At 56.8% G+C, this 21,436-nt stretch carries 21 protein-coding genes; 9 read left to right on the forward strand and 12 right to left on the reverse strand.

Annotated features, from left to right (window positions below):
- Positions 1-177: 177 nt before the first annotated feature.
- The 3 genes from ACP90_RS15500 (at position 178) to ACP90_RS15510 (ending at position 3,579) form a co-directional block, all read left to right on the forward strand.
- Complete coding sequence (locus tag ACP90_RS15500) at positions 178-1,212, forward strand: cysteine synthase A (RefSeq protein WP_062488848.1); 1,035 nt, start codon at positions 178-180, stop codon at positions 1,210-1,212.
- Between the two features lie 24 nt (positions 1,213-1,236).
- Positions 1,237-2,751, forward strand: a complete 1,515-nt coding sequence (gene cls / locus ACP90_RS15505; RefSeq protein ID WP_062488849.1) for a cardiolipin synthase — start codon at positions 1,237-1,239, stop codon at positions 2,749-2,751.
- A gap of 183 nt (positions 2,752-2,934) precedes the next feature.
- Positions 2,935-3,579 (forward strand): LysE family translocator, encoded by a 645-nt coding sequence (locus ACP90_RS15510; RefSeq protein ID WP_022998805.1) that lies wholly within the window; start codon positions 2,935-2,937, stop codon positions 3,577-3,579.
- Positions 3,580-3,632: 53 nt separating this feature from the next.
- Here ACP90_RS15510 and ACP90_RS15515 read toward each other — a convergent pair whose 3' ends face one another.
- On the reverse strand, positions 3,633-4,694 hold the full coding sequence (locus tag ACP90_RS15515; protein WP_082809751.1) for an AraC family transcriptional regulator: 1,062 nt from the start codon (positions 4,692-4,694) through the stop codon (positions 3,633-3,635).
- Between the two features lie 92 nt (positions 4,695-4,786).
- On the opposite strand from ACP90_RS15515, the gene ACP90_RS15520 reads away from it, so the two are divergent.
- The 4 genes from ACP90_RS15520 to sseA all read left to right on the forward strand — a co-directional run bounded on the left by ACP90_RS15520 (position 4,787) and on the right by sseA (position 7,425).
- On the forward strand, positions 4,787-5,212 hold the full coding sequence (locus ACP90_RS15520) for a hypothetical protein (protein ID WP_145915779.1): 426 nt from the start codon (positions 4,787-4,789) through the stop codon (positions 5,210-5,212).
- Between the two features lie 145 nt (positions 5,213-5,357).
- Positions 5,358-6,074, forward strand: coding sequence for an alanyl-tRNA editing protein (locus ACP90_RS15525; RefSeq protein ID WP_062491680.1), 717 nt, complete (start codon positions 5,358-5,360; stop codon positions 6,072-6,074).
- A gap of 22 nt (positions 6,075-6,096) precedes the next feature.
- Entirely contained in the window at positions 6,097-6,570 is a 474-nt protein-coding gene (locus ACP90_RS15530; RefSeq protein ID WP_031268580.1) for a GFA family protein, read from the forward strand.
- A gap of 9 nt (positions 6,571-6,579) precedes the next feature.
- On the forward strand, positions 6,580-7,425 hold the full coding sequence (gene sseA / locus ACP90_RS15535) for a 3-mercaptopyruvate sulfurtransferase (RefSeq protein ID WP_062488852.1): 846 nt from the start codon (positions 6,580-6,582) through the stop codon (positions 7,423-7,425).
- A 20-nt stretch (positions 7,426-7,445) separates the two neighbouring features.
- Here the strand turns inward: sseA and ACP90_RS15540 are convergent, their stop codons facing one another.
- Positions 7,446-8,786, reverse strand: coding sequence for a globin-coupled sensor protein (locus ACP90_RS15540; protein ID WP_062488853.1), 1,341 nt, complete (start codon positions 8,784-8,786; stop codon positions 7,446-7,448).
- Positions 8,787-9,052: 266 nt separating this feature from the next.
- Complete coding sequence (locus ACP90_RS15545; protein ID WP_208993330.1) at positions 9,053-9,952, reverse strand: HD domain-containing protein; 900 nt, start codon at positions 9,950-9,952, stop codon at positions 9,053-9,055.
- Between ACP90_RS15545 and ACP90_RS15550 the strand changes: the two genes are divergently transcribed.
- The gene (locus tag ACP90_RS15550) at positions 9,936-10,568 is read left to right on the forward strand and encodes a TetR/AcrR family transcriptional regulator (protein WP_062488854.1); all 633 of its coding nucleotides are present in this window, start codon (positions 9,936-9,938) and stop codon (positions 10,566-10,568) included. The two genes, ACP90_RS15545 and ACP90_RS15550, sit on opposite strands and share 17 nt — an antisense overlap.
- Here the strand turns inward: ACP90_RS15550 and ACP90_RS15555 are convergent.
- The 5 genes from ACP90_RS15555 to ACP90_RS15575 all read right to left on the reverse strand — a co-directional run bounded on the left by ACP90_RS15555 (position 10,551) and on the right by ACP90_RS15575 (position 15,770).
- The gene (locus ACP90_RS15555) at positions 10,551-11,255 is read right to left on the reverse strand and encodes a TIGR02117 family protein (protein ID WP_082809752.1); all 705 of its coding nucleotides are present in this window, start codon (positions 11,253-11,255) and stop codon (positions 10,551-10,553) included. The two genes, ACP90_RS15550 and ACP90_RS15555, sit on opposite strands and share 18 nt — an antisense overlap.
- Before the next feature lie 17 nt (positions 11,256-11,272).
- Entirely contained in the window at positions 11,273-12,076 is an 804-nt protein-coding gene (locus ACP90_RS15560) for an amino acid ABC transporter ATP-binding protein (RefSeq protein WP_022998815.1), read from the reverse strand.
- Between the two features lie 69 nt (positions 12,077-12,145).
- A complete protein-coding gene (locus ACP90_RS15565; protein WP_031268584.1) occupies positions 12,146-13,297 on the reverse strand; it encodes an amino acid ABC transporter permease in 1,152 nt (383 codons plus the stop codon).
- Between the two features lie 10 nt (positions 13,298-13,307).
- Positions 13,308-14,522 (reverse strand): amino acid ABC transporter permease, encoded by a 1,215-nt coding sequence (locus ACP90_RS15570; protein WP_062488855.1) that lies wholly within the window; start codon positions 14,520-14,522, stop codon positions 13,308-13,310.
- A gap of 228 nt (positions 14,523-14,750) precedes the next feature.
- Positions 14,751-15,770: an amino acid ABC transporter substrate-binding protein gene (locus ACP90_RS15575; protein WP_062488856.1), complete on the reverse strand. Its 1,020-nt coding sequence runs from the start codon at positions 15,768-15,770 to the stop codon at positions 14,751-14,753.
- 470 nt (positions 15,771-16,240) lie between these two features.
- Between ACP90_RS15575 and metC the strand changes: the two genes are divergently transcribed.
- Positions 16,241-17,419 (forward strand): cystathionine beta-lyase, encoded by a 1,179-nt coding sequence (metC, locus tag ACP90_RS15580; RefSeq protein WP_055654061.1) that lies wholly within the window; start codon positions 16,241-16,243, stop codon positions 17,417-17,419.
- A gap of 28 nt (positions 17,420-17,447) precedes the next feature.
- On the opposite strand, the gene ACP90_RS15585 is transcribed toward metC, so the two are convergent.
- The 4 genes from ACP90_RS15585 to ACP90_RS15600 form a co-directional block, all read right to left on the reverse strand.
- The gene (locus tag ACP90_RS15585; RefSeq protein WP_022998819.1) at positions 17,448-17,762 is read right to left on the reverse strand and encodes a lipid-A-disaccharide synthase N-terminal domain-containing protein; all 315 of its coding nucleotides are present in this window, start codon (positions 17,760-17,762) and stop codon (positions 17,448-17,450) included.
- Between the two features lie 64 nt (positions 17,763-17,826).
- The gene (locus ACP90_RS15590) at positions 17,827-18,588 is read right to left on the reverse strand and encodes a glycosyltransferase family 2 protein (protein WP_022998820.1); all 762 of its coding nucleotides are present in this window, start codon (positions 18,586-18,588) and stop codon (positions 17,827-17,829) included.
- Positions 18,585-19,496 (reverse strand): phosphatase PAP2 family protein, encoded by a 912-nt coding sequence (locus ACP90_RS15595; RefSeq protein WP_062488857.1) that lies wholly within the window; start codon positions 19,494-19,496, stop codon positions 18,585-18,587. The genes ACP90_RS15590 and ACP90_RS15595 overlap by 4 nt, the downstream gene beginning before the upstream one ends.
- Positions 19,480-21,297 carry a glycosyltransferase family 39 protein gene (locus tag ACP90_RS15600; protein WP_062488858.1) on the reverse strand — a complete coding sequence of 606 codons (1,818 nt, stop codon included), beginning with the start codon at positions 21,295-21,297 and terminating at the stop codon, positions 19,480-19,482. The genes ACP90_RS15595 and ACP90_RS15600 overlap by 17 nt, the downstream gene beginning before the upstream one ends.
- Between the last annotated feature and the right edge of the window lie 139 nt (positions 21,298-21,436).

A 21,436-nucleotide genomic window follows, 5' to 3' on the forward strand; every position in this document is an offset into this window, starting at 1 on the left:
GTGTTTTTGACACCAGAGGGAAAAAGGAACCTGATTGGCCTCAGGTGCTGGCATTCCCCATTTGAAGCCTTACATTGCGACCTTGATCAAGGCCCTTCAGACCTTTAGCGTCCGGGGCTTATCAGATTTCATCTGGCCGGTCAGCGCCACCGGACCAGATCAGCCGGGAAAGAATAAATGTCTGTGTCCGCTTCTGTTGTCGATGCGATCGGTAACACGCCCCTCATCCGTCTGAAAGCTCTGTCCGAGGAAACGGGTTGCGAAATTCTCGGCAAGGCCGAGTTCATGAACCCCGGTCAATCCGTCAAGGACCGCCCTGCCCGGCAGATGATTCTTGAAGCCGAAGCCCGCGGTGATCTCAAGCCCGGTGGTGTGATTGTCGAAGGCACAGCCGGAAACACCGGTATCGGACTGGCGCTGGTAGCCAGTGCGCGCGGCTACCGGACCGTGATCGTTATCCCGGAAACGCAAAGCCAGGAAAAGAAGGACATGTTGCGCCTGTGTGGTGCTGAACTTGTCGAAGTTCCGGCCAAGCCTTTTTCCGACCCCAACAACTACCAGCACGTCGCCCGCCGTCTTGCAGAAGAGATGGCACGGACTGAACCTAATGGCGTTATCTTTGCCGATCAGTGGAACAACCTCGATAACCGCAAGGCTCATTTCGTAACCACAGGTCCTGAAATCATGGCCCAAACGGGTGGCCGTGTTGACGGTTTCATCTGTGCGGTCGGTTCCGGCGGCACGCTGGCTGGCGTTTCAACCTATCTTCAGGAGAACAAGCCGGGTGTCGTCATCGGCTGCGCCGACCCGCGTGGCGCTGCGATGCAATCGCTGTTCACCACCGGCAAGGCTGTCGCCTCCGAAGGTGGATCGGTTTCCGAAGGCATCGGCCTTGGCCGCAGCACCGCGATTGTCGGCGATCTTAAAATCGATCACGCCTACACAATTCCGGACGAAGAAGCCCTGCCGCTGGTGTTCGATCTCGCAGAAAAGGAAGGGCTACTGCTGGGTGGCTCGACCGCTATCAACCTGGCCGGCGCCCGGCGCCTCGCACGCGAGCTTGGACCAGGCAAGACGATCGTCACGATCCTGTGCGACCACGGCACCCGCTACCAGTCCAAACTCTACAATCCGGACTTCCTCAGATCAAAGAATTTGCCGGTTCCGGAGTGGCTGGAGCGAAAAGTCACGATCCAGCCACCCTTCGCCTGATCGATTGACACCGGGGGGCATTACATGAGTTCAGCGGATCAAGCATTGGCGCAAGGCGGTGACGCGGCCGAAGCGGTGATCCGCGATGCCGTCACAGATGCCGGCGTTCTGGATGTCATGGCAAACAATCTCGGACTGGTCGCGGCATTTGTCGCGATCATGTACGTTACGGCAGGCATCTGCGCCGTTCGCGAAGTGATGAATTCAAGAACTTCCCAGGGGTCCGTCGCATGGCTGCTGTCCCTGTTTTTTCTGCCTTATCTCACGGTGCCGCTCTATTTCGTGTTCGGCTGGCGATCCTTTTCCGACTACGAGAAGATTCAAGCGACCCTTGGCCGGGCAGAACGGGCAAGGCGTGCAGACGAACTTGGCCTGACCGATCACGAGGAAACCAGAGACTGGCCGGTTCTTTCCCGCGTTGCCGGGGTTCCCTTCATGGCCGGCAACAAGGCAGACCTTCTCATCGATGGTGATGCGACGTTCACAGCCATCAAGAATGAAATTGCAAAGGCCAGAAACGTCATATTCTTCCAGTTCTTCGCCGTCCATGACGACGAACTGGGACGTGACATGGCCGACGCCCTGATCGCCCGTGCCAAGGATGGCATAACGGTCTATTTCCTCTACGACGATGTCGGCAGCCATTCTCTGTCAAAAGACTATCTGACCCGCTTGAAGAGCGCCGGTGTCAAGGTTTGCGGTTTCAACGAAAACCACAAGTTCCTGCGACTGCTTGGACCGATGCGTCTCAACTATCGCAATCATCGCAAACTGGTCGTGATCGACTACCGCGTCACATTTGTCGGCGGGCACAATGTTGCGGACCAGTATGTCGGCCGGGACAACTGGTTTGGCCACTGGCGCGACACCCATGTCCGTGTCGAAGGGCCCGCTGCCGTTGCTTGCGCACTCTCCTTTGTCGAAGACTGGCTCTGGGCGAGCGGCGAGCGCATCGAACTGCCTCAGGTTGGCGAAATTCCGATGCCTGGTGACGAAGCCGTTCTGGTGATGCCGACAGGGCCTGCAGACAAGCTGGAGGAATGCGCGCTGGCTTTTGTCGAAACGGCAGCCCGGGCACGAAAGAGGCTATGGATCACCACACCGTATCTGGTGCCGTCTCTCGACATCCAGACAGCGCTTTGCTCGGCAGCAATGCGCGGTGTGGACGTACGCGTTCTGATGCCGGAAAAACGTGATCACTGGACTGTATGGCTCGCAAGCCACGCCTATGAAGACACCCTCGTACAGCGCGGGGTGAAGGTTTACCGCTATATCGACGGTTTTCTGCACCAGAAGGTTACTTTGATGGACGACGAACTCGTTTCCATCGGCACGGTCAACTTCGACAACAGATCATTCCAGATCAATTTTGAACTGACCCTCTGGTTCACCCATCCGCGCATGATCGACAATGTCGAAAGCATGCTGGAGACCGATTTCCAGAACTCCCGCCTGACCTGGCCGGACGCATTCCAGTCCCGCAGTTATGTTTTTCGTGTCCTGGCTCAAGGCGCCCGGTTGCTGTCTCCTATTCTTTGATCAGTGTTCGAGACATGTTCAGTCCCTGACTGCGCGGCCATGCAGCGCGCCTCGTGCAGCTTGAAGGCAAAATCCAGCATCTGTTTTCTGAAACCGATGGAAGAGTGCCCCCTTCCGGACTGGTGCCGTCGAGGCGAATGATCTAAACCTCTATCAGACCAACTTCTCCGGCATCTGCAAACCATGGCTTACATACCCGACTACGCGACCCTGCTTGCCTTTACGGCCGCAGCACTGGTGTTGACCGTTACGCCAGGACCCGACATGACGCTGTTCATGAGCAAGACGCTGACACAAGGCCGACGCGCCGGGCTTGCTGCTGTGTTTGGGGCAACCTGTGGTCTGATCCTGCACACCGTGCTTGCTGCGATCGGTGTTTCCGCCCTGCTTTCAGCGTCGGCACTTGCATTTACAGTGCTGAAGATCGTCGGCGCCGCTTATCTGATTTATCTCGCAGTTCAGGCCGTCAGGAACGGGTCCAGCCTTGCGCTGGAAGCAGCCTCCGTGAAGAAGCAACCTATTCACCGGGTCTGGCTACAGGCACTCGGGATCAACATCCTCAATCCCAAGATCGTCTTGTTCTTCGTGACCTTCCTGCCTCAGTTTGTCAGCGCGGCGGATCCGAACGCGACAGGAAAACTGATGTTCCTCGGGTTTTACTTCGTCGTTCTGGGAATGCCCATCTGCGCGGCGATGGTTCTGGGAGCCAGTGCGTTTGCCCGTTTCCTGAAGTCCTCGCCGAAATTCATGCGTGCCTTCGACTGGGCTTTTGCGGGCATCATGGGCACCTTCGCCCTGAAGCTTCTGGTGGCCAAGGCAAACAGCTGAACCGGTTCCTTTGGCTGCCGGTGACCCGTGGTGACTGAGCGTCCAAAACCAGTCTAGCGTGCCAGCAGCTCTCTCAGGCCGGCGGGGGTAACTTGGGCCATCTTGCGAAAGTCCCGGCTCATATGGTGGCGGTCCGAATAGGACGCCTGGTAGGCAATCTCATCGAGACAGCAGTCGCCCGACGCCATCATACGCGTCGCCTTTCGCAGACGGACGAAACGAGCGAGCCTGGCGTAGCCCAACCCCGCCTCCGATAGCCGCCGGGAAAGACTTCTCGGCGATAAACCAAGTCCCGACGCTGTTGACGACAAGCCAGGATGCTCCCCCACTGAAAGTTCGAGACTGCCGACGACCCGCGCAAGAAGTCGGTTCGTACCCGGCCCCTGAGGCCTGTTCAGCAGGTGGTGAAAAGACAGGCTTGAAGCAGAAGACATCATTCCAATCTCGGATTTGAACCCGGAAGCTTCTTCTGCAGGAATAATCAGGATATCGCTGTCGAAGTCCAAGTTGCCTTCGACGAATTTGCCGAACCGATAAATCGGCCGGGAAGCAGTGCCGCGGCTAACCGCCCAGATGTCCTGAATATGTATCCCTGCGCTTTCAAGCGTTCCGGTCGCGACACCGGCCAGCATTGCCGGTCCGAATGGTTTCTGGTTTGCGGGGCGTATCTTGTAGGGAGACAGGACCAGTGAATTGCGCTGTACGGCAGAAATAAAATCTTTGCCGTGGCCACTCTCCTGAAACCGAAAGGACGCCTGCAGTGCCAGGACACCCGACCATCTGTTCACCAGATCGGGCATGCTCGGCGCACTCGTCAGGAGATGACTGATCACATCGAAACCAGTAGGACGACCTAGAGCATGCGCCAGATTGAAAACCGCTCCGCATCCTCGTGAAGCGTAGAGCATTCCGATACGGGACAGTGGATCCCTCGCCTCAGCGCCATGCAAAACGGATTTCCCGTAAATTGCGGGAAACCGTGCCTCAGCCTGCTTCGCAAAACGCCTCAACCACCAGTTCCAATACGCCGAATAGGCTTCTCCGAGCGGCTCGTTGACACGCACGTTCTCCGCACCTTGTTGCGGCTTATTGGGAATTTTGGCGTCGATATTCACAGGTCTTCTTTCGACCGTGCTGCAGGATGAAATGTGCCCTGGAACGAAACCAAGGGTTTAGCGCAAATGCAAGCATCGAAATCGAGGGGAACATGCGCAACTTGAAATCTCAGCTACTACTTCTTGCACTGACGTCACTGGTTACACTGATGGGCAGTTTTTACGCACTGGCTGATCCGGCCAACCTGACGGCAGGCGAGATCAACGACATGATGTCGGGAAACTCCATCCATGGTTTCTTTCCCGACGGTGTGACGGAATACAAGCAGAACAACCACGCCGACGGCATCGCCGTTGTCGTGGTCAAGGGCGACAAGATCCGGAACATTCCGTGGGAAGCCGTCGAAATTAACGGGACTGGTCAATATTGCGAAGACTGGAGCGGCGATGGCTGGGGCAAACCCTGTTTCACGGTGACGCGCGAAAACCCGGCCAAGCCAATCTTTACAAATGCAAAAGGCAAGGCAAATGCACAGAACTGGTCAGAAGGTTTTGTCGATCTGAATTTCGCCGACTGAACTTGGTCCACATCATTGTTATCGCCCGCGGTCCGGCCGGATTGCGGGCGTTTGTTTTTCATGACCCCGGTTTCCGGCAAATAGGGCCTTGCACCGCATGCTGTTCGTTGGTCAATTCGACGCTATTCGTTTCAGGGAGTTCCGGATGACCACGCCTTTATTTCGCGACGATGCCTATCTCAGAACATGTGAAGCCGAAGTGACCGGCATCAACGAGCGTGGCGGCATCGTGCTTGATAGAACGGTTTTTTACGCGACCGGTGGCGGTCAACCGGGCGACAGCGGCACATTGGAGCTGGAAGACGGCACGAAGATCGACATTGCCAGCACGGTCTATGATGACGACAAGAAAACCATCGTCCATGTTCCTTCAGAAGGACAAAACCTGCCTGCCGCCGGCACAAAAGTGACCGCCCATTTGGACTGGGCAAGACGGTACCGGTTGATGCGCATGCACACGGCCTTGCATCTATTGTCCGTGGCCGTGCCCTTTCCCGTTACAGGTGGTCAAATCGGGGATCCCGAAGGACGGCTTGATTTCGATATGGGGGAAGAAACAATCGACCGGGAAGCGCTTCTGGAGAAGCTCAATGCGCTGGCTTCTGGTGATCACGAAGTAACCACCCAATGGATCACAGACGAAGAACTCGATGCCAACCCGGGTCTGGTCAAGACCATGTCCGTCAAGCCGCCCCGTGGGTCTGGCAGGGTAAGACTGGTCAGGATCGGCGATGATGTGGACTTGCAGCCTTGCGGCGGTACCCATGTAACGAGAACCTCTGAAATCGGCCTGCTTGAACTCGGCAAGATCGAAAAGAAGGGCAAGCAGAACAGGCGCGTCCGGATCCGCCTGACCGACTGACAAGCAAACGGAGGAAGTTGAAATGAAACTGTCAGGTGGCTGCCGGTGTGGAGCTGTTTCCTTCGAAGTGGAAAGCAGAACCCCATACCCCTACATGCGCTGTTACTGTTCCATCTGCCGTAAGACAGGTGGCAGCGGCGGTTATGCAGTCAATCTGATGGGAGACGCCGGCAGCCTTGAGGTATCGGGCGCGGAGACGAAGTCGGTCTACAACGCTGTCATTGATGGAAAGACCAGTCCTGCGGAACGTCATTTCTGCAAGGCTTGTGGATCTCACTTGTGGCTTTGGGATCCGCGTTGGCCTGAACTGGTGCATCCACATGCAGGAGCGGTCGATAGCCCCTTGCCAACACCGCCAGAGATTGTCCATATCATGCTGGCGTTCAAGCCTGACTGGATCGATGTGCCGAGCGGTCCCGGACACGTTCATTTCCAGAACTATCCGGACCTCTCCATCGAAGACTGGCACAAGTCCAAAGGCTTGCTGGAGACCTAAGGAGCCGTAATGACCGACCATCCCCTCGTATCGACCCAATGGCTGGACGATCATCTCTCCTCGCCTGATCTGATTGTCATCAATGCCTGGATGCCGCCGGTCACGCATCCAGATGCTCCGCCTGTCTATCCGAACGCGCACATTCCGGGTGCCGTCTTCTTTGACGTCAACGAGGTCTGTGACAAGACCAGCGATCTGCCTCACATGCTGCCAGCTCCACATGTGTTTTCGTCAACCATGCGGAAGATGGGGATAGGCGACGGTCAGACACTGGTGGTCTACGATGATTTTGGTTTCTATTCCGCGCCACGCGTCTGGTGGACGCTTCGCAGCATGGGCGCCGAACGAGTTTATGTTCTGGATGGTGGTTTTCCGAAGTGGCGGGCAGAAGGCCGTGCTTTTGACGACGATACGCCCCGCAGAGTTCAAAGCCACTTCTCGTCCCGTCTGAACCATGGTGCCGTTGCCGACCTCGACCAGATCCGCTCCACCATTGCAAATGGTTCACGGCAAATACTGGATGCAAGGTCTGCCGAACGATTTGCCGGAGAAGCGCCAGAGCCGCGTGCCGGACTGAAGTCGGGTCACATGCCGACCGCGCTCAACCTGCCCTTCACCCAGCTCATCGCGGAAGACGGCACATTCTTGCAGAAGGAAGACCTGGCAAAGGCTTTTCAGGATGCTGGAGTGGATCTCGACAAGCCCGTCACGACCTCTTGCGGTTCCGGTGTCACAGCGGCAATCCTGACGCTTGGCCTTACCGTGCTCGGTGCTCGGGATCTTGCGCTTTACGATGGTTCCTGGGCGGAATGGGGAAGCCGGGACGACACGGACGTCGTCACCGGCCCAGCTTGAGAGATCAGATAGCGCCTTGATCAGGTCCCAGTCTGTAAGGTTTCAAAGAAATCCCGGATCTCATCCGAGATCGAACTGGTGCTTGAAGACATTCTGCTGGATGCAGCCAACAGACTGTCGGCCGCCTGATCGGTTGCGGTGATTGCCTGTTCGACACCGCCAATGTTCTCATCAAGGGTCTGCGTTCCCGAAGCGACCGTCTGGATGCTGTGGGAAATTTCCTGCGTTGCAGCACCCTGCTCTTCAATCGCAGCTGCTATCGACGACGTCATTTCGTCAAGTTGCTTGACCACTTCGGAAATCGACTGGATGGAGGCCACGGCATTGTCCGTCGAACTCTGGATTTCGGTTACTTGCTGGCTTATTTCCTCGGTGGCCTTTGCAGTCTGTTCTGCTAGGGTTTTCACTTCGCTTGCGACCACCGCAAATCCCTTGCCGGCATCGCCGGCACGGGCAGCCTCGATCGTAGCGTTCAGAGCCAGCAAATTGGTTTGTTCGGCAATCGCCTGAATGAGACCGATCACATCCCCAATTTTCTGGGCTGCACCTGCCAGGCTGGCCACCTGAAGACTTGATTGTTCTGTGCCGCCTGCCGCCTGGCTGGCAATACGGGATGCACCGGAGATCTGCTTCGAAATTTCCTGGATGGAACTGGAGAGCTCTTCCGTTGCAGAGGCTACGGTCTGGACGCTGACGCTGGAGTCTTTTGAAACATGACCGGCGTTCTCAACCTGGCTTCTCGCGGTCTGCGATACACTCGTCAAATGCTCGGCTTCACCCGCAACGCTGCGAGCACCGGCCTCCACATCGGCCAGCGGTTGCTTGACGCTGTTCTGGAACTTTTCGATGGCCTTGTTCAACCGTTCCGTCTGCGCTGCACGCTCCAGAAGAAGTTCTTCTTCGTAGGTTGATATGGCAAGGTCCATGTCAAGGAAGACGGCCGCCGTGACATCGTTCAACAAGACGGCAAGGTTTTGAAAAGACCGTCTGTATTTACGGGTCAGATGAGCATGCAGATGGCGCAGGACATAAAGATATCCGGCAATGTACCAACGCGGCTCCAGCCCGATGCGGCAATGCACATGACCGATCTGGTTGATGCTCTGCTGGTAGCTCTGGTCGAAGCCTGACGTGAACAGTTTCTTCCAATGGCCCTTTTGTGCTGAAACAAGTCGGGGCTGATGCGAGCCGACGAGTGCAGCCAGATTTGGCTGGGTGTTGATGTGAACGTAGAACCCCGCCAGTACATCGTCCAACACCGGCTCGATAACCGGCCAGAGCTTTCTGAGATTTTCGATTGTCGAGTGGTCAATCTGGGCGAATTTCAAACGGGCTTGGAAGTCGTATTCCTGATCGCTCATGGCAGGTCACCTTGATAAAAACTGACCCTACGTGACCCGACAATTCTAAATAAACCATAAATTGTATTTTTACGTACGACATAGTGACAATGGCGCGTTGAGCCACAACGAAAACGGAATAGGAATAATTACCAATCCCCTGATTTTTGGCCGTTTTTTAGGCAATAAAAACGCGACACTCGATTCTTCCGGATGAGAGCGATAAACACAACCTGAAAACGCAGGCAGAGATACTTTGGTCGTATTCCGGTTGTCCAAAACAAGGATCACTCACCCGGCTGGGGTCTTGCCTTCATCCCCTCCGGTTTCTTGCGTGAAGGCTCCAGACTGATCAGAAAGTCGGCACGTGTTCCGGCAAGATGATGGCCAGGCCAGATTTCCAGAGCATCGTTCAATTTCCCTTTCGGGTATCGAGCGAAAATGTCCTTGCGAACGTTCTGCGCAATCCTGCGCTGCCCCATTCCGAATACGTCACACATTGCTCCGCGCGAAATAAGATGTGCTTCTGCGCCGTACCTTCTGGCAGACACATACCCGTTAAGGTGCAGTCCGATGGCATCGGCAATCCGATGTACCTTTGCCCGGTCATGTCCCTGGCCGACAAGGTGGTGTTGGCAGCGTTCCGCGCCATGGACCACGAAACAGCAATCCCGCGGCTCGCTGGTCCGGCCTGACGCCAGGCCTACGTCATGCAATATGGCTGCACAGAAGAGGATTTCCTTGTCGACAGTGAGCTTACGATAGCCACCTAACAAGAGACCAAAGTAATAGGTGCGCCAACTGTGCCGCATCAGGTCCAAATTCTGGACTTCGTCGGCAAAGTCCAACGCATCCCGGACCAATGCGGTCTCCGGTGGCTGCAGTCCTTCAAGGTCTGCGCCGAAGGTGTTGATCAGGCCCAGTTTTCCTCTGAAAGCATCCAGCGCTTCAAGCATCCCCATACGGCCAAGATTTGTAAGCACCTTAAGCTTTTCAGTTCTTGTCAGTCGCCCATTGCTGAACTGACCAGACCTTCGTCCCCAAGCTACCGTTCCCATGTCTGCAGTGTTTTCCGGCATCTCCCAAAACGTCTCCATTGATTGCTCCATTTTTATGTACCGTATCGCATAAAAATAGACATGTCGATATTTATGTGCGAATTGGTATAAAATGAAAGCCGAAAACAAACGCGGCCGTCCGCGCAAATTCGACGAAGACATCACGCTCGACCGCATCATGCTGGTGTTCTGGCAGCACGGCTATGCCGCTACCACTCTCGACCAGATAGCAGAAGCAACAGGCCTGAACAGACCCAGCCTCTACGCCGCATTCGGCAGCAAGAAAGACATGTATCTGAAGGTGATTTCACGGTTCGCGGACCAGATGCAGGCCCACCTGAAGGCGGCAGGACAGACAAAAACAGGGCTGAAACCCCGGCTCAAGGCCATCATGACAGCTGCTATCGATCTTTATTGCGGCAGGTCGACATTTGGTGATGCGGCCTATGGTTGCCTGGCCATCTCCACACTGACGACTGAAGCTGCTGATGATCCTGACTTCAGATCAATGCTGGCGCATGTCGTTGAGCGAATGGATCGAGGGTTCGCCGGTCTGATTTACGCGGAGATGAAAGACTCGGTTCCGGAAGCAAGCGTCCAGTTCGCCGCCCAGCATTTGTCTTTGATGCTGCACGGTCTTTCGGTTCGCGCCCGGGCTGGGGAATCTCGCGATATCCTGGTGGAACTGGCAGAGGCTGCTGTTGACCGGCTTGTACCGGACCCTGCTTCAGCGCCCGTTATGTAGATCCAGCGACCAATCAAGCGTCAGGGGCAGCGGCGTCCACATGCCGGTCTTTACCCCTGCCCGCCTCAACATGTCGGCCGTCCAGGTGTTGCAGCCCATCATCGCGTTGAAGCCGCCAACTGCCGGAAAGAAAATGTCGTGTGCGTCGTACGCCACGCCGGGAATTGCCGTCGGAGGCGCTGTGCCATCTGACTGGAAACTGGTCCTGATATCATTGACCAGCTCATCAAATTCCAGCTGGCTCAGTTCAACTACGCGGACGCTTTCCTGTTCAAGCGGAATATCGCCGGTACGACGGACATGCATGACCGAAGCATCCCAGGTCAACGCGTCAATTACCGGACCCGGTTTCAAATCACCCCACGTTGGTGTTTCGATATAGAACGACCGCCCACCCCAGCCGAAAGCAATCCAGAAAACACCCGGATAATCCAGCTCCAGCCCGCCATCCGATACGAATCCGAACGCCTCCAGCACGTCCGGATCGGCTGGGAGGGCGATATCAGTATGGATGGGATTGTTGAGTATCAGAATACGCCGTTTATCTGCTGAACTTTGCGCAACTTCCATAACCGGGTTGGAATCGAACAAAGGCCTCGGAACGAGTGCTCCGAGGCCCAGTGCTACAACAGCAGTGAAGACAACAAGGCAAATTCCAATCAGGAACCTGCGCAGCAGTTTCATCATCCGCAGTCTTTAGCCGATCAGTGGTGCAGGATCTGGCTCAGGAAAAGCTTGGTACGTTCATGCTGCGGATTGGTGAAGAACTCTTCCGGCTCGTTCTGCTCCACGATCTGCCCCGCATCCATGAAGATAACGCGGTTTGCAACCTTGCGGGCAAAGCCCATTTCGTGAGTGACGCACAGCATGGTCATGCCTTCTTCGGCAAGTCCGACCATCACATCCAGAACTTCCTTGATCATTTCCGGATCGAGCGCCGAGGTCGGCTCATCGAACAGCATGATTTTCGGGTTCATGCACAAAGACCGTGCAATAGCAACGCGCTGCTGCTGGCCACCGGACAGCTGCCCTGGATATTTGTTGGCCTGCTCGGGGATCTTGACGCGCTCGAGATAGTGCATCGCAATGTCTTCGGCTTCCTTCTTGGGCATCTTGCGAACCCAGATCGGAGCCAGAGTGCAGTTCTCCAGGATCGTCAGATGCGGGAACAGGTTGAAGTGCTGGAAGCACATGCCGACTTCGCGGCGAATTTCGTCGATCTTTTTCAGATCGTCCGTCAACTCGATGCCATCAACAAGGATCTGTCCAGCCTGATGTTCTTCCAGACGGTTGATACAACGGATCATCGTGGATTTGCCGGAACCTGACGGTCCGCAGATAACGATACGTTCGCCGCGCATGACCTTCAGGTTGATGTCGCGCAGAACGTGGAAATCCCCGTACCACTTGTTCATGTTCTTGATTTCAATAGCCACGTCCGTATCGGAGATGGTCATTCTGGAACGGTCGGCTGCGAGTTCCTCGTCGCGTACAGCGTTTTCAGACATAGTTTTTAACTCCAAGAGTGTCCTGTGGCCGGGGCGCTGCGGTTCATCGCGCGCCCCGGAAGCGATTTGCTAGCGTTTGTGTCCTGTATGAAGCTTCTTCTCCATGAAGATGGAGTAGCGCGACATGCCGAAGCAGAAGGTCCAGAACACCACTGCAGCGAACAGGTAACCCGTGTGACCGGTGCTGGGCGTCGACCATGTCGGATCCGTGAAGGACGACTGGATCTGGCCGAGAAGGTCGAACATGCCGACGATCAGAACCAGAGTCGTATCCTTGAACAATCCGATGAAGGTGTTGACGATCCCGGGGATCACGAGCTTCAGAGCCTGCGGCAAAATGATGAGATACATCATCGGCCAGAACCGGAGCCCGAGCGCCATGGCGCCTTCATATTGCCCCTTCGGAATGGCCTGCAGGCCACCGCGGACCACCTCTGCCATATAGGCAGCAGAGAACAGGGTCACGCCGATCAGCACGCGCAGCAGCTTGTCGAAGGTCACGCCTTCCGGCAAGAACAACGGCAGCATCACCGACGACATGAACAGAACCGTGATCAGCGGAACACCGCGCCAGAACTCGATGAAGATAACCGAGACAAGCTTGATGATCGGCATTCTTGATCGACGTCCAAGCGCCAGCGCGATACCTAGCGGTAGCGAGGCCACAATACCCGTGACCGCGATGACAAGCGTGACAAGCAAACCGCCCCAAACCGCTGTTTCAACGATCGGCAGGATTACCGCATCTCCGATGACCAGGCCGGTCAGCAGGAAGTATGCGATGATCGGGAAGACGACCAGAAACAGGATTGCGTTGATTTTCTTGAACGGCGCGCTGGGGATTGCCAGCGGCACGAGCAAAACCGCGAACAGGAAATAGACGATGTTCACCCGCCAGATTTCCTCGGTCGGATACCGGCCATAGATGAACTGCGGGAAGTATGCTTCCACGTAAGCCCAGCAGGCACCGCTATGGCCGCCATCCTGCGGCAGACACGCTTCGCGATTGTCGCCGCTCCAGACAGCATCGATAAATGCGAACTGGATCAAAGGCGCGATAAGTGAGTAGGCGATCAGAATGCCGATTACAGTCAGAACGGTGTTGCCGATGGACGAAAACAGGTTCTGACGCATCCAGCCGATGACGCCGGTGGTCGAGATCGGCGCCGGCAGTCGCGGCGCCTCCTCGGTTCTGATTTGGAACATATCAGTGTTAGCCATTTTGCGCTCCTTACCGTTCCACGAGCGCCATGCGCTGGTTGTACCAGTTCATGAAGGCCGATGTGATGAGGCTGAGCGACAGATAGACAACCATCCAGATACCGATGATTTCAATCGCCTGGCCGGTCTGGTTGAGCACCGTTCCACCCATCGAGACGAGGTCCGGATAGGCAATGGCAACTGCCAGTGAAGAATTCTTGGTAAGGTTCAGGTACTGACTCGTCAGCGGCGGAATGATCACGCGCATCGCCTGGGGAATGACCACCAGTCTCAACGTCGGTCCGTTCCTCAGACCAAGAGCATGCGCTGCTTCGGTCTGACCATGGCTCACTGCCTGAATACCGGCACGTACGATCTCAGCGATGAACGACGCGGTATAGATTGCCAGGGCTGCGGTAAGAGCCAGGAATTCAGGAATAATATTGATCCCGACATTGAGTTCGAACCCCTGACGCAGGATTGGCCCGGTTTCGACGAAGTTCGGATGTTCAAGAGTGATCGGCATGCCGGTTGCAAAGTACGTCAGCAAAGGCAGGCCAATAATAAGTCCGACCCCCGTCAGGAACGACGGGAACGGTTGCCCTGTGGCCTCCTGACGCTTGCGCGCCCAACGTGCCACGAAGAACGCTACTGCTATCCCGATCAGGAACGCATAGCCAATCCATTCCGATCCGGTCCCCATGATGGGTTTGGGAAGCCGAAGACCGCCAATATTCAGGTGGAAAGTGTCAAACAACGACCATTTTTCACGCTTGCCGGGGATCGATCGCAGAACCGCGAAGTACCAGAAAAAGATCTGCAGCAGCAGCGGTATATTACGGACCAGCTCGACGTAGCAATACGCCAGACGGCTGATGACCCAGTTGTTCGACAAGCGGGCGACACCGATGATGAACCCAAAGATCGTGGCGAAGAAGATACCTACGCCCGCCACAAGCAGAGTGTTCAGGAAGCCGACATAGATCGCTCTTCCGTAACTTGATGTCTCAGAGTAGGAAACCAGTGACTGGTTGGTTCCAAACCCGGCTGTATTTTCTAGAAAGCTCCAACCGGAGGCGATGTTCTGCCTCTCCAGGTTGGCTATCGTGTTCGAAACGATGACATATCCCAAAGTCACCAGCGCGACGACCAGCAGCAGCTGGTAAAAGATGCCGCGCGCTTTGGGATCGTTCAACAGCGAAGCACGCGCCGGCGCCCCCGCCGAGTCCTGCTCCATTACTGACATAGAACCTCGCCCAAGTTTTCACGAAAGAGCCCGGCACGCAGCCTCTCCTCAATCGTGTCTGACCTGCTTCCCTGGCCGCACTTTGTCGGCACTCCCCTATCGACGGAAGCAGTCTGTTCCCCCACGCGGTTGCCGGGTATGTTGTCCGGTTTTTATTGCGTGGAATTTATTGAGGGTTCCGGCAGAACAACCGCCGGAACCCCTTCAATCCTCAATCAAAGAAGAGGATTAGCGGACCGGCGGTGCGTACATGAAGCCGCCGTCGTTCCACAGAGCGTTTACGCCACGGGAGATGCCGAGCGGAGTGTCCGGACCAACGTTGGCGTTGAAGGACTCTTCGTAGTTACCGACGTTTTTGACGATCGCATAGGCCCAGTCGTTCGGCAGGCCGATAGCTTCGCCAAATGCGCCCTCAACGCCCAGAAGACGCTTAATGGACGGGTTGTCGGAAGACTTCATCTCGTCAACGTTTTCAGAGGTCACGCCGAGCTCTTCTGCGTTGAGCATCGCGTTCAGCGTCCACTTAGCAATGTTGAACCACTCATCGTCGCCCTGACGGACAACCGGACCCAGAGGCTCCTTGGAGATGATTTCCGGCAGGACCATGTGGTCGCCCGGGTTGGTCAGCTTCAGGCGCTGTGCGTACAGGCCGGATGCGTCAGTGGTGTAAACGTCGCAACGACCGGCGTCGTATGCAGCCACAACTTCGTCGGCCTTTTCGAAGGCGACGATTTCGTACGGCATGTTGTTGGCGCGGAAGTAGTCGGCAACGTTAAGCTCAGTGGTCGTACCGGTGTTGGTGCAGACCGAAGCGCCGGACAGTTCCAGTGCGGAAGTCACGCCCAGGTCCTTACGAACCATGAAGCCCTGACCGTCATAGTAGTTCACACCAGCAAAGTTAAGACCCAGCTGAGTGTCGCGGGACATGGTCCAAGTGGTGTTGCGGGACAGAACATCAACTTCGCCGGACTGAAGCGCGGTGAAACGCTCTTTAGCGGACAGCGGAGTGTATTTCACAGCGGACGCATCGCCGAACACTGCTGCAGCCATAGCGCGGCAGTAGTCAACGTCGATACCGGTCCAGTTCCCCTGAGCATCCGGGTTCGAGAAACCCGGCAGACCCTGACTCACGCCACACTGAATGAAGCCCTTTGCCTTGACGTCTTCCAGCGTCGTTGCACCAGCAGCCGTCGTCGCGGCGACTCCCATAGCAGCGCCGATTACGAGCGGAAGGAATTTATTGGACATGGATATGCAGCCTTTATTTGTTACCCATACTTTTATTATGCCGGGTTTGTTCGAAAGACATCTTCTCCGTCTCTTGTAACCGGACGGATGCCAGCCTTGACGGCTGCTTCCTCCAGATATCTTTCGTCCCACCCAACGGTTCCATACGATGGCATTTAGCTGTTCGGGTCAAGTACTTGCTGCAGATATCTCGTCAAATTTCTCGAGCTATCCGCCATTTGCCATCAGGTTGGATGCACAAACAGCGAACATGTCTAAATCGAATTCATTCAATGCCTAAAAAGGGTTCAATGCATTTAGCGGAGACCTTGTGAAGGTTAACGCTAATCGAAAAATTCTCCACACAAAGACCCGCACACAACACATGAAATGGCGGTTGCGACCATGACGCGAATGACTAAAGTGAGCGCTCGGCGCTCGGCAGCTCAATGTCGCGCCGCCTCTCGCAAAACACACACCCAAGAGCCTTCATGTCTTCCACCAATTCCAAGCCGCCGTTGAGGCAGGATACCAAACTGGCGCATGCAGGGCGCGACCCGCTTGCATTTCACGGTTTCGTCAATCCGCCTGTCGTGCATGCTTCGACTGTTCTCTACCCCGACACCAAAACCATGGTGACGGGTGCCCAGACCTATTCCTACGCCCGCAGGGGCAACCCGACCACGGACTCCCTTGAAGGTGCCATGAAGGAGATCGAAGGGGCAGCCGGGGTCAAGATCGCGAATTCGGGTTTGAATGCCATTGCATTGGCCATCCTGTCCTGCGTGAAATCCGGTGACCACATCCTGATTGTCGATACGGCTTACGGACCGACCCGCCATTTTGCCGACACTGTTCTGCCAGGCATCGGGGTTTCCGTGACCTTCTACGATCCGAAGATCGGCGCCGACATCAAGACACTGTTTCAGGAAAACACGACAGCCGTGTTCACCGAAGCACCCGGCTCCCTCACATTCGAGATGCAGGATGTTCCGGCGATTGCCGCCGAGGCCCGTGCCATCGGCGCAACCGTTCTGATGGACAATACCTGGGCGAGCCCGATTTACTGCCAGCCACTGTCCATGGGGGTCGATCTGTCGATCCAGGCGGGCACCAAATATCTTGTCGGACACTCCGACGCCATGCTCGGTACGGTCGCTGCCAGCGAACGCGCCTGGGAAAAACTGGATGCGTTCTGCGGTGCCATGGGGTGCCACGTCGCGCCGGATGACATCTACCTCGGCCTGCGGGGCCTCAGAACTCTGTCCGTGCGCCTTGAACGGCATCAGCGCAACACGCTAGCCGTGCTTGGCTGGCTGAAGGACCAGCCCAACATCGATCGCATCCGCTATCCAGGCCTTGAATCGGATCCTGGTCATGCTCTCTGGAAACGAGATTTTTCGGGAGCCTCGGGCCTGTGCGCCTTCGACTTCAGTGAAAGCACGACACAGGAACAGGCCTACGCCTTCCTGGATGCGCTCACGCTTTATGGTCTCGGGTATTCGTGGGGTGGTTTTGAAAGCCTTGCCATTCCGGTTCGCCTCAAGGGCGGCCGCACGGCAACCCCGGTAAACCTGGATCGCCAGTCGGTTCGCCTCCACATCGGCCTGGAAGACCCGGAAGATCTGATTGCCGATCTGGATCAGGCACTGACGAAGGCATTCGGCTGACAGACTGTCGAGCGAAGGGCGGAACGGCTCAGATCGTAGGGTCGTTCCGCTTTTCCTTGAAGATCAGCCACAGGTTCCGGAAATAGATTAGCAGACCCAGTCCCTGACCGGCGATGAAGACCGGATCCTGTCGTTGAATGGCATAGATCAGCAGCAGCGACCCACCCGCAACGGAAAAGAACCAGAAAGCGACCGGCACGATTGAGCGGCCGACGCGCTCGGATGCGATCCATTGAATGACGAAGCGCATCATGAACATGGCCTGGGCGAAGAAACCCAGAATGATCCAGAAGTCCAATTGCGCGATGAAAACCGCATGGATCCATTCGTATAGAGCACTCATGTCTCAGGTCCAGTCAGTGTTTTTGAAAGGTCGGCGGGCTTCTCCACCCGGATTGGGGCATTAATCAGGTCAGCGGCCGGACATCCGGAATTTTTTTACGGCGGCGGCGCAGCCACCACACTCCGAACAGATCCAGCACACCGACCAGCGCCCTGTCAAAGATCCCGTATTTAGACGTTCCATGGCGCCGCTGCCGGTCCTGCACGTCGATATGGGTGACACCGTAACCCTCGCGGATCACGAGTGCGGGCAAGAACCGGTGCCAGCTGTCGAAGTACGGCAGTTGCAGGAACACTTCCCGGCGCAGGGCCTTCAGGCCGCAACCGCTGTCACGAGTGTTATCCCGCAGGATCGCGCCGCGCAGCTTGTTTGCAAACTTCGACGCATAGCGCTTGGCCAGGCTGGCCTTGCGGCCAAGCCTTTGCCCGGCGGCAAGAGCAACTGCCGGGCCGGCAGCGTCGAGAGCGTCCAAAAGCGCCGGAATATAGGCGGGGTTGTTTTCGCCATCGCCGTCTATGGTCGCGACGACGTCGCCCCTCGCATTCAAAAGACCAGTGCGCACCGCGCAGCTCTGGCCACAAGACTTCTCGTGCCTGACCGGCCGCAGCCAGTCATGGGTTGCCGCGTAATCCTGCAACACGATATCCGTGCCGTCGGACGAGCCATCGTCGATGACGATGACCTCGAAACGCCTGCCCTGCAATGCTGCCTCGATTTCATCCAGCAGGATGGGCAGGTTTTCCGCTTCGTCCTTCGCGGGAACCACGACCGTGACGGCGAGCGCGCCCTTGCTGGCCGCAACAGCTTCCAGATAGCTTTGTGTCATGCGCTTGTCCGTTCTGTCGTGTCTGCCGCAGGGGCCTCGGCTTCCACACGGTCGGCGCCACGCTGGCCGCGCAGAACCTGCCAGACAGCCCGCACACAGGCCTTGGCAGACAGGACATTCATGTTGGGTACAATCTTTCCGGAGGAAGACAGGTGAAAGCCGATCCGCCGCCGGGCCATGGCACGAACCGTGAAAAAGGTGAACGTCATCCCCAATAGCGTGCCTGCGATGACGTCGCTGGGGTAATGCGCCCCGACCATGACGCGGCTGAACGCAAGCCAGAAGCCCGCAACAATGATCAGCCACCGGTAGGCCGGGAAAATAAAGGCCAGCGCAGTTGCAAGTGCAGCGACAGTGGTCGAATGACCAGAGGGGAAACTGGTGAAGGTGCCGTCGAAGGCCAGAAAGTCGAAGCGGACCGGACCAACCTCCTCGTAAAGCTTGGGACGCGCCCGGCCGAGCGACCACTTGAATGCAATGGCCAGAAGCCCCGTCGCGGCGACTGAATAAAAGATGAAGGCCGCATAAGTGAACACTGCGCCGATTGCCATGCGCAGGCGGAATGCGTAGCGCCCGGCATCCAGCGCCAGCAGAAACAGGCAGCATAGACCGGTAGAAACGAGGATCCAGTCGGCCTTGCCGATATCGGTAAAGGTTCGGAAGGCGGCCCGGTATTCGCCCGGGAGGGAGCGCAGCCACGGGTAGGTCGGAACATCGAACGCAACGACTGCAATGCCAACCGTCAACAAGAGGACTGCAAGGATATCCTGCGGCCGCTGCCCGGGTGGAAGCGGATCCCTGTTGTGGCGCGCACGTTCCCTGCGACCGGAAAACAGTATTGCAGCCCGCCGAGAATTCCCGCGCATGCGCGCCAGAACATGCCAGACAAATTTACTGCTGTTGCTCATTGCCGTCTTCTGAAACCGTCGTCGGCACGGACTTCTCATAAAGCCCGATATCGACATCGTCCCCGCCGTTGATATTGAGGCCGTCTACCCTTTTTACAGCCTCCGGCACAAGACCAATCTCCTTTGCGGCGGCCAAAAACGCGGCTTCTTCCCGGCTTTCTATTGCCGCGATACGGCAGGTAGCTGGATTCGCGGCTTCATCGGCAGCAAGAAAGGCGGCGGCATCCTGCGCCGAAACGATCTTTGTCGTCGTGCCTTCCAGGAATATGAAACTGGGTTCGTGAAAACCGGTGGTCACGACCAGACGGTTCGACTTGTCTGCGCAACCGGGGATTTCGTCCATGGCCGCGACAAGGCGCGGACTGACCCAGATCGGCGTAAGAGCTGGGCCGACAAAGCCCCAAAACCCGATGCTGACGCAGATCGCTGTCAGACAGATGGCGGGGAAAGCATAGAGTGCCGGTCCTCGCAGAACCCGGGATGCTGCTGCAATCGCAAAAACAGCTCCCACTGCAAGCAGAACGGCTCCGGGAGGTGACGGCCAGACACCCAGGGCAAAAGGACCGGCAAACGCGGCGACGGCCAACCCCAACGCAGGCACCGCCAGCAACACTGCCGCTACCCAACGCAGCCACGTTCTCGTCGTGGCGCCAGCCCCCTCCATCAGCGCAGCAGCAACAGGTAGCGCGAGCGCAGGCAGCAGCGGCATCGTGTAATGCGGAAGCTTCGTTGCAACCAGTTCAAACACGATCCAGCTTGGGACGAACCAGGCGACGGCAAACGTCACCAGTGGACTTTTTCGTTCATGCCAGATGAGCGGCAAAGCAATCACGAAGAATGCAGGCAAAGGCCAGAATATGCCGAACATCGCCCCGAGATGGGTAAGCGGGGGGGCACCATGACCTTCCTGCCCCTGCCCGACCTTGCCAAGGAGATCCTTGCCGATGGCTTCGGTGAAGAACGTTCCGTCCGTCGCGATCCAGATTGCCACGAACCATGGCGAGACGAGCAGCACGAACCACAGCAGACCCGCGATTGGCGCCGTTCCCTTGAACCATGCAGCTTTCCGTTTCATTACCATGAGGCCAACAACCGTAAGGCCAATCACCATGGGTCCAACCGGCCCCTTGATGAGCACACTGCCCGCAAGTGCAGTCCAGAACAGGAACCCGAGACCCCATAGTCGCTTGTCCGGATCCTTCAACCAGACCCGTGCCAGGGCACCTTGCGCTATTATGATCATTGCAAACAGCGCGGCATCAGTTTTTGCCAGTCGCGCCTCGACGCCGACAATGATCGCCAGCGCCACGAAACCTGCCGCCAACAGCGCACCGGCAGGCCCCATGAATGCCCGTGCAAGCCAGAAGGTTGCCAGAACGCTGATTATCGAGGCTATGACGGAAGGCAGTCGATAAGCCCAAAGCGGCGCGTCCGCCCCCTGCCCTGTCAGCTTTACGGCAGCTGCCTGAAGCCAATAGATCCCGACCGGTTTTTTGTGTCGTGCCTGATCTTGAAAACGAATGTCGATGTAATCGTCCGTTTCCAGCATCTGCTTGGTTGCCTGGGTAAAACGCGGTTCGTCCCTGTCCAGCGGAGGTACCGTCCATTGACCTGGTACGAACAAGGCAAGCGACAGGAGCAACAGAAGGAACGGTGCAGTGATGTCGTGGCCGAAGATATGCAACCAGACCGGCTTCCGAACCGGGGCAGCCGACGGGCTGTCCACGTTGTCCTTGCGTTCGGAATTCCCGGCTGCCTTGCCTGCCGCCTCGGGCTTCTGATCGTCGCGCGTGTCCGACATCAACTTTTTTGTCCAGTTCCTGCGTCCGGTGTCCTGCGCCCGGTGTCCTGCGTCTGGGCGGTCGCCCCTGCCCGCCCGTTTCTGAACGCTTCTCCTACATGAGCTTTTCAAAAAGGGAAACTAGTGCTTGCCCTCTTCG

The sequence above is a fragment of the Labrenzia sp. CP4 genome (assembly GCF_001579905.1).
GTDB lineage: Bacteria > Pseudomonadota > Alphaproteobacteria > Rhizobiales > Stappiaceae > Roseibium > Roseibium algicola.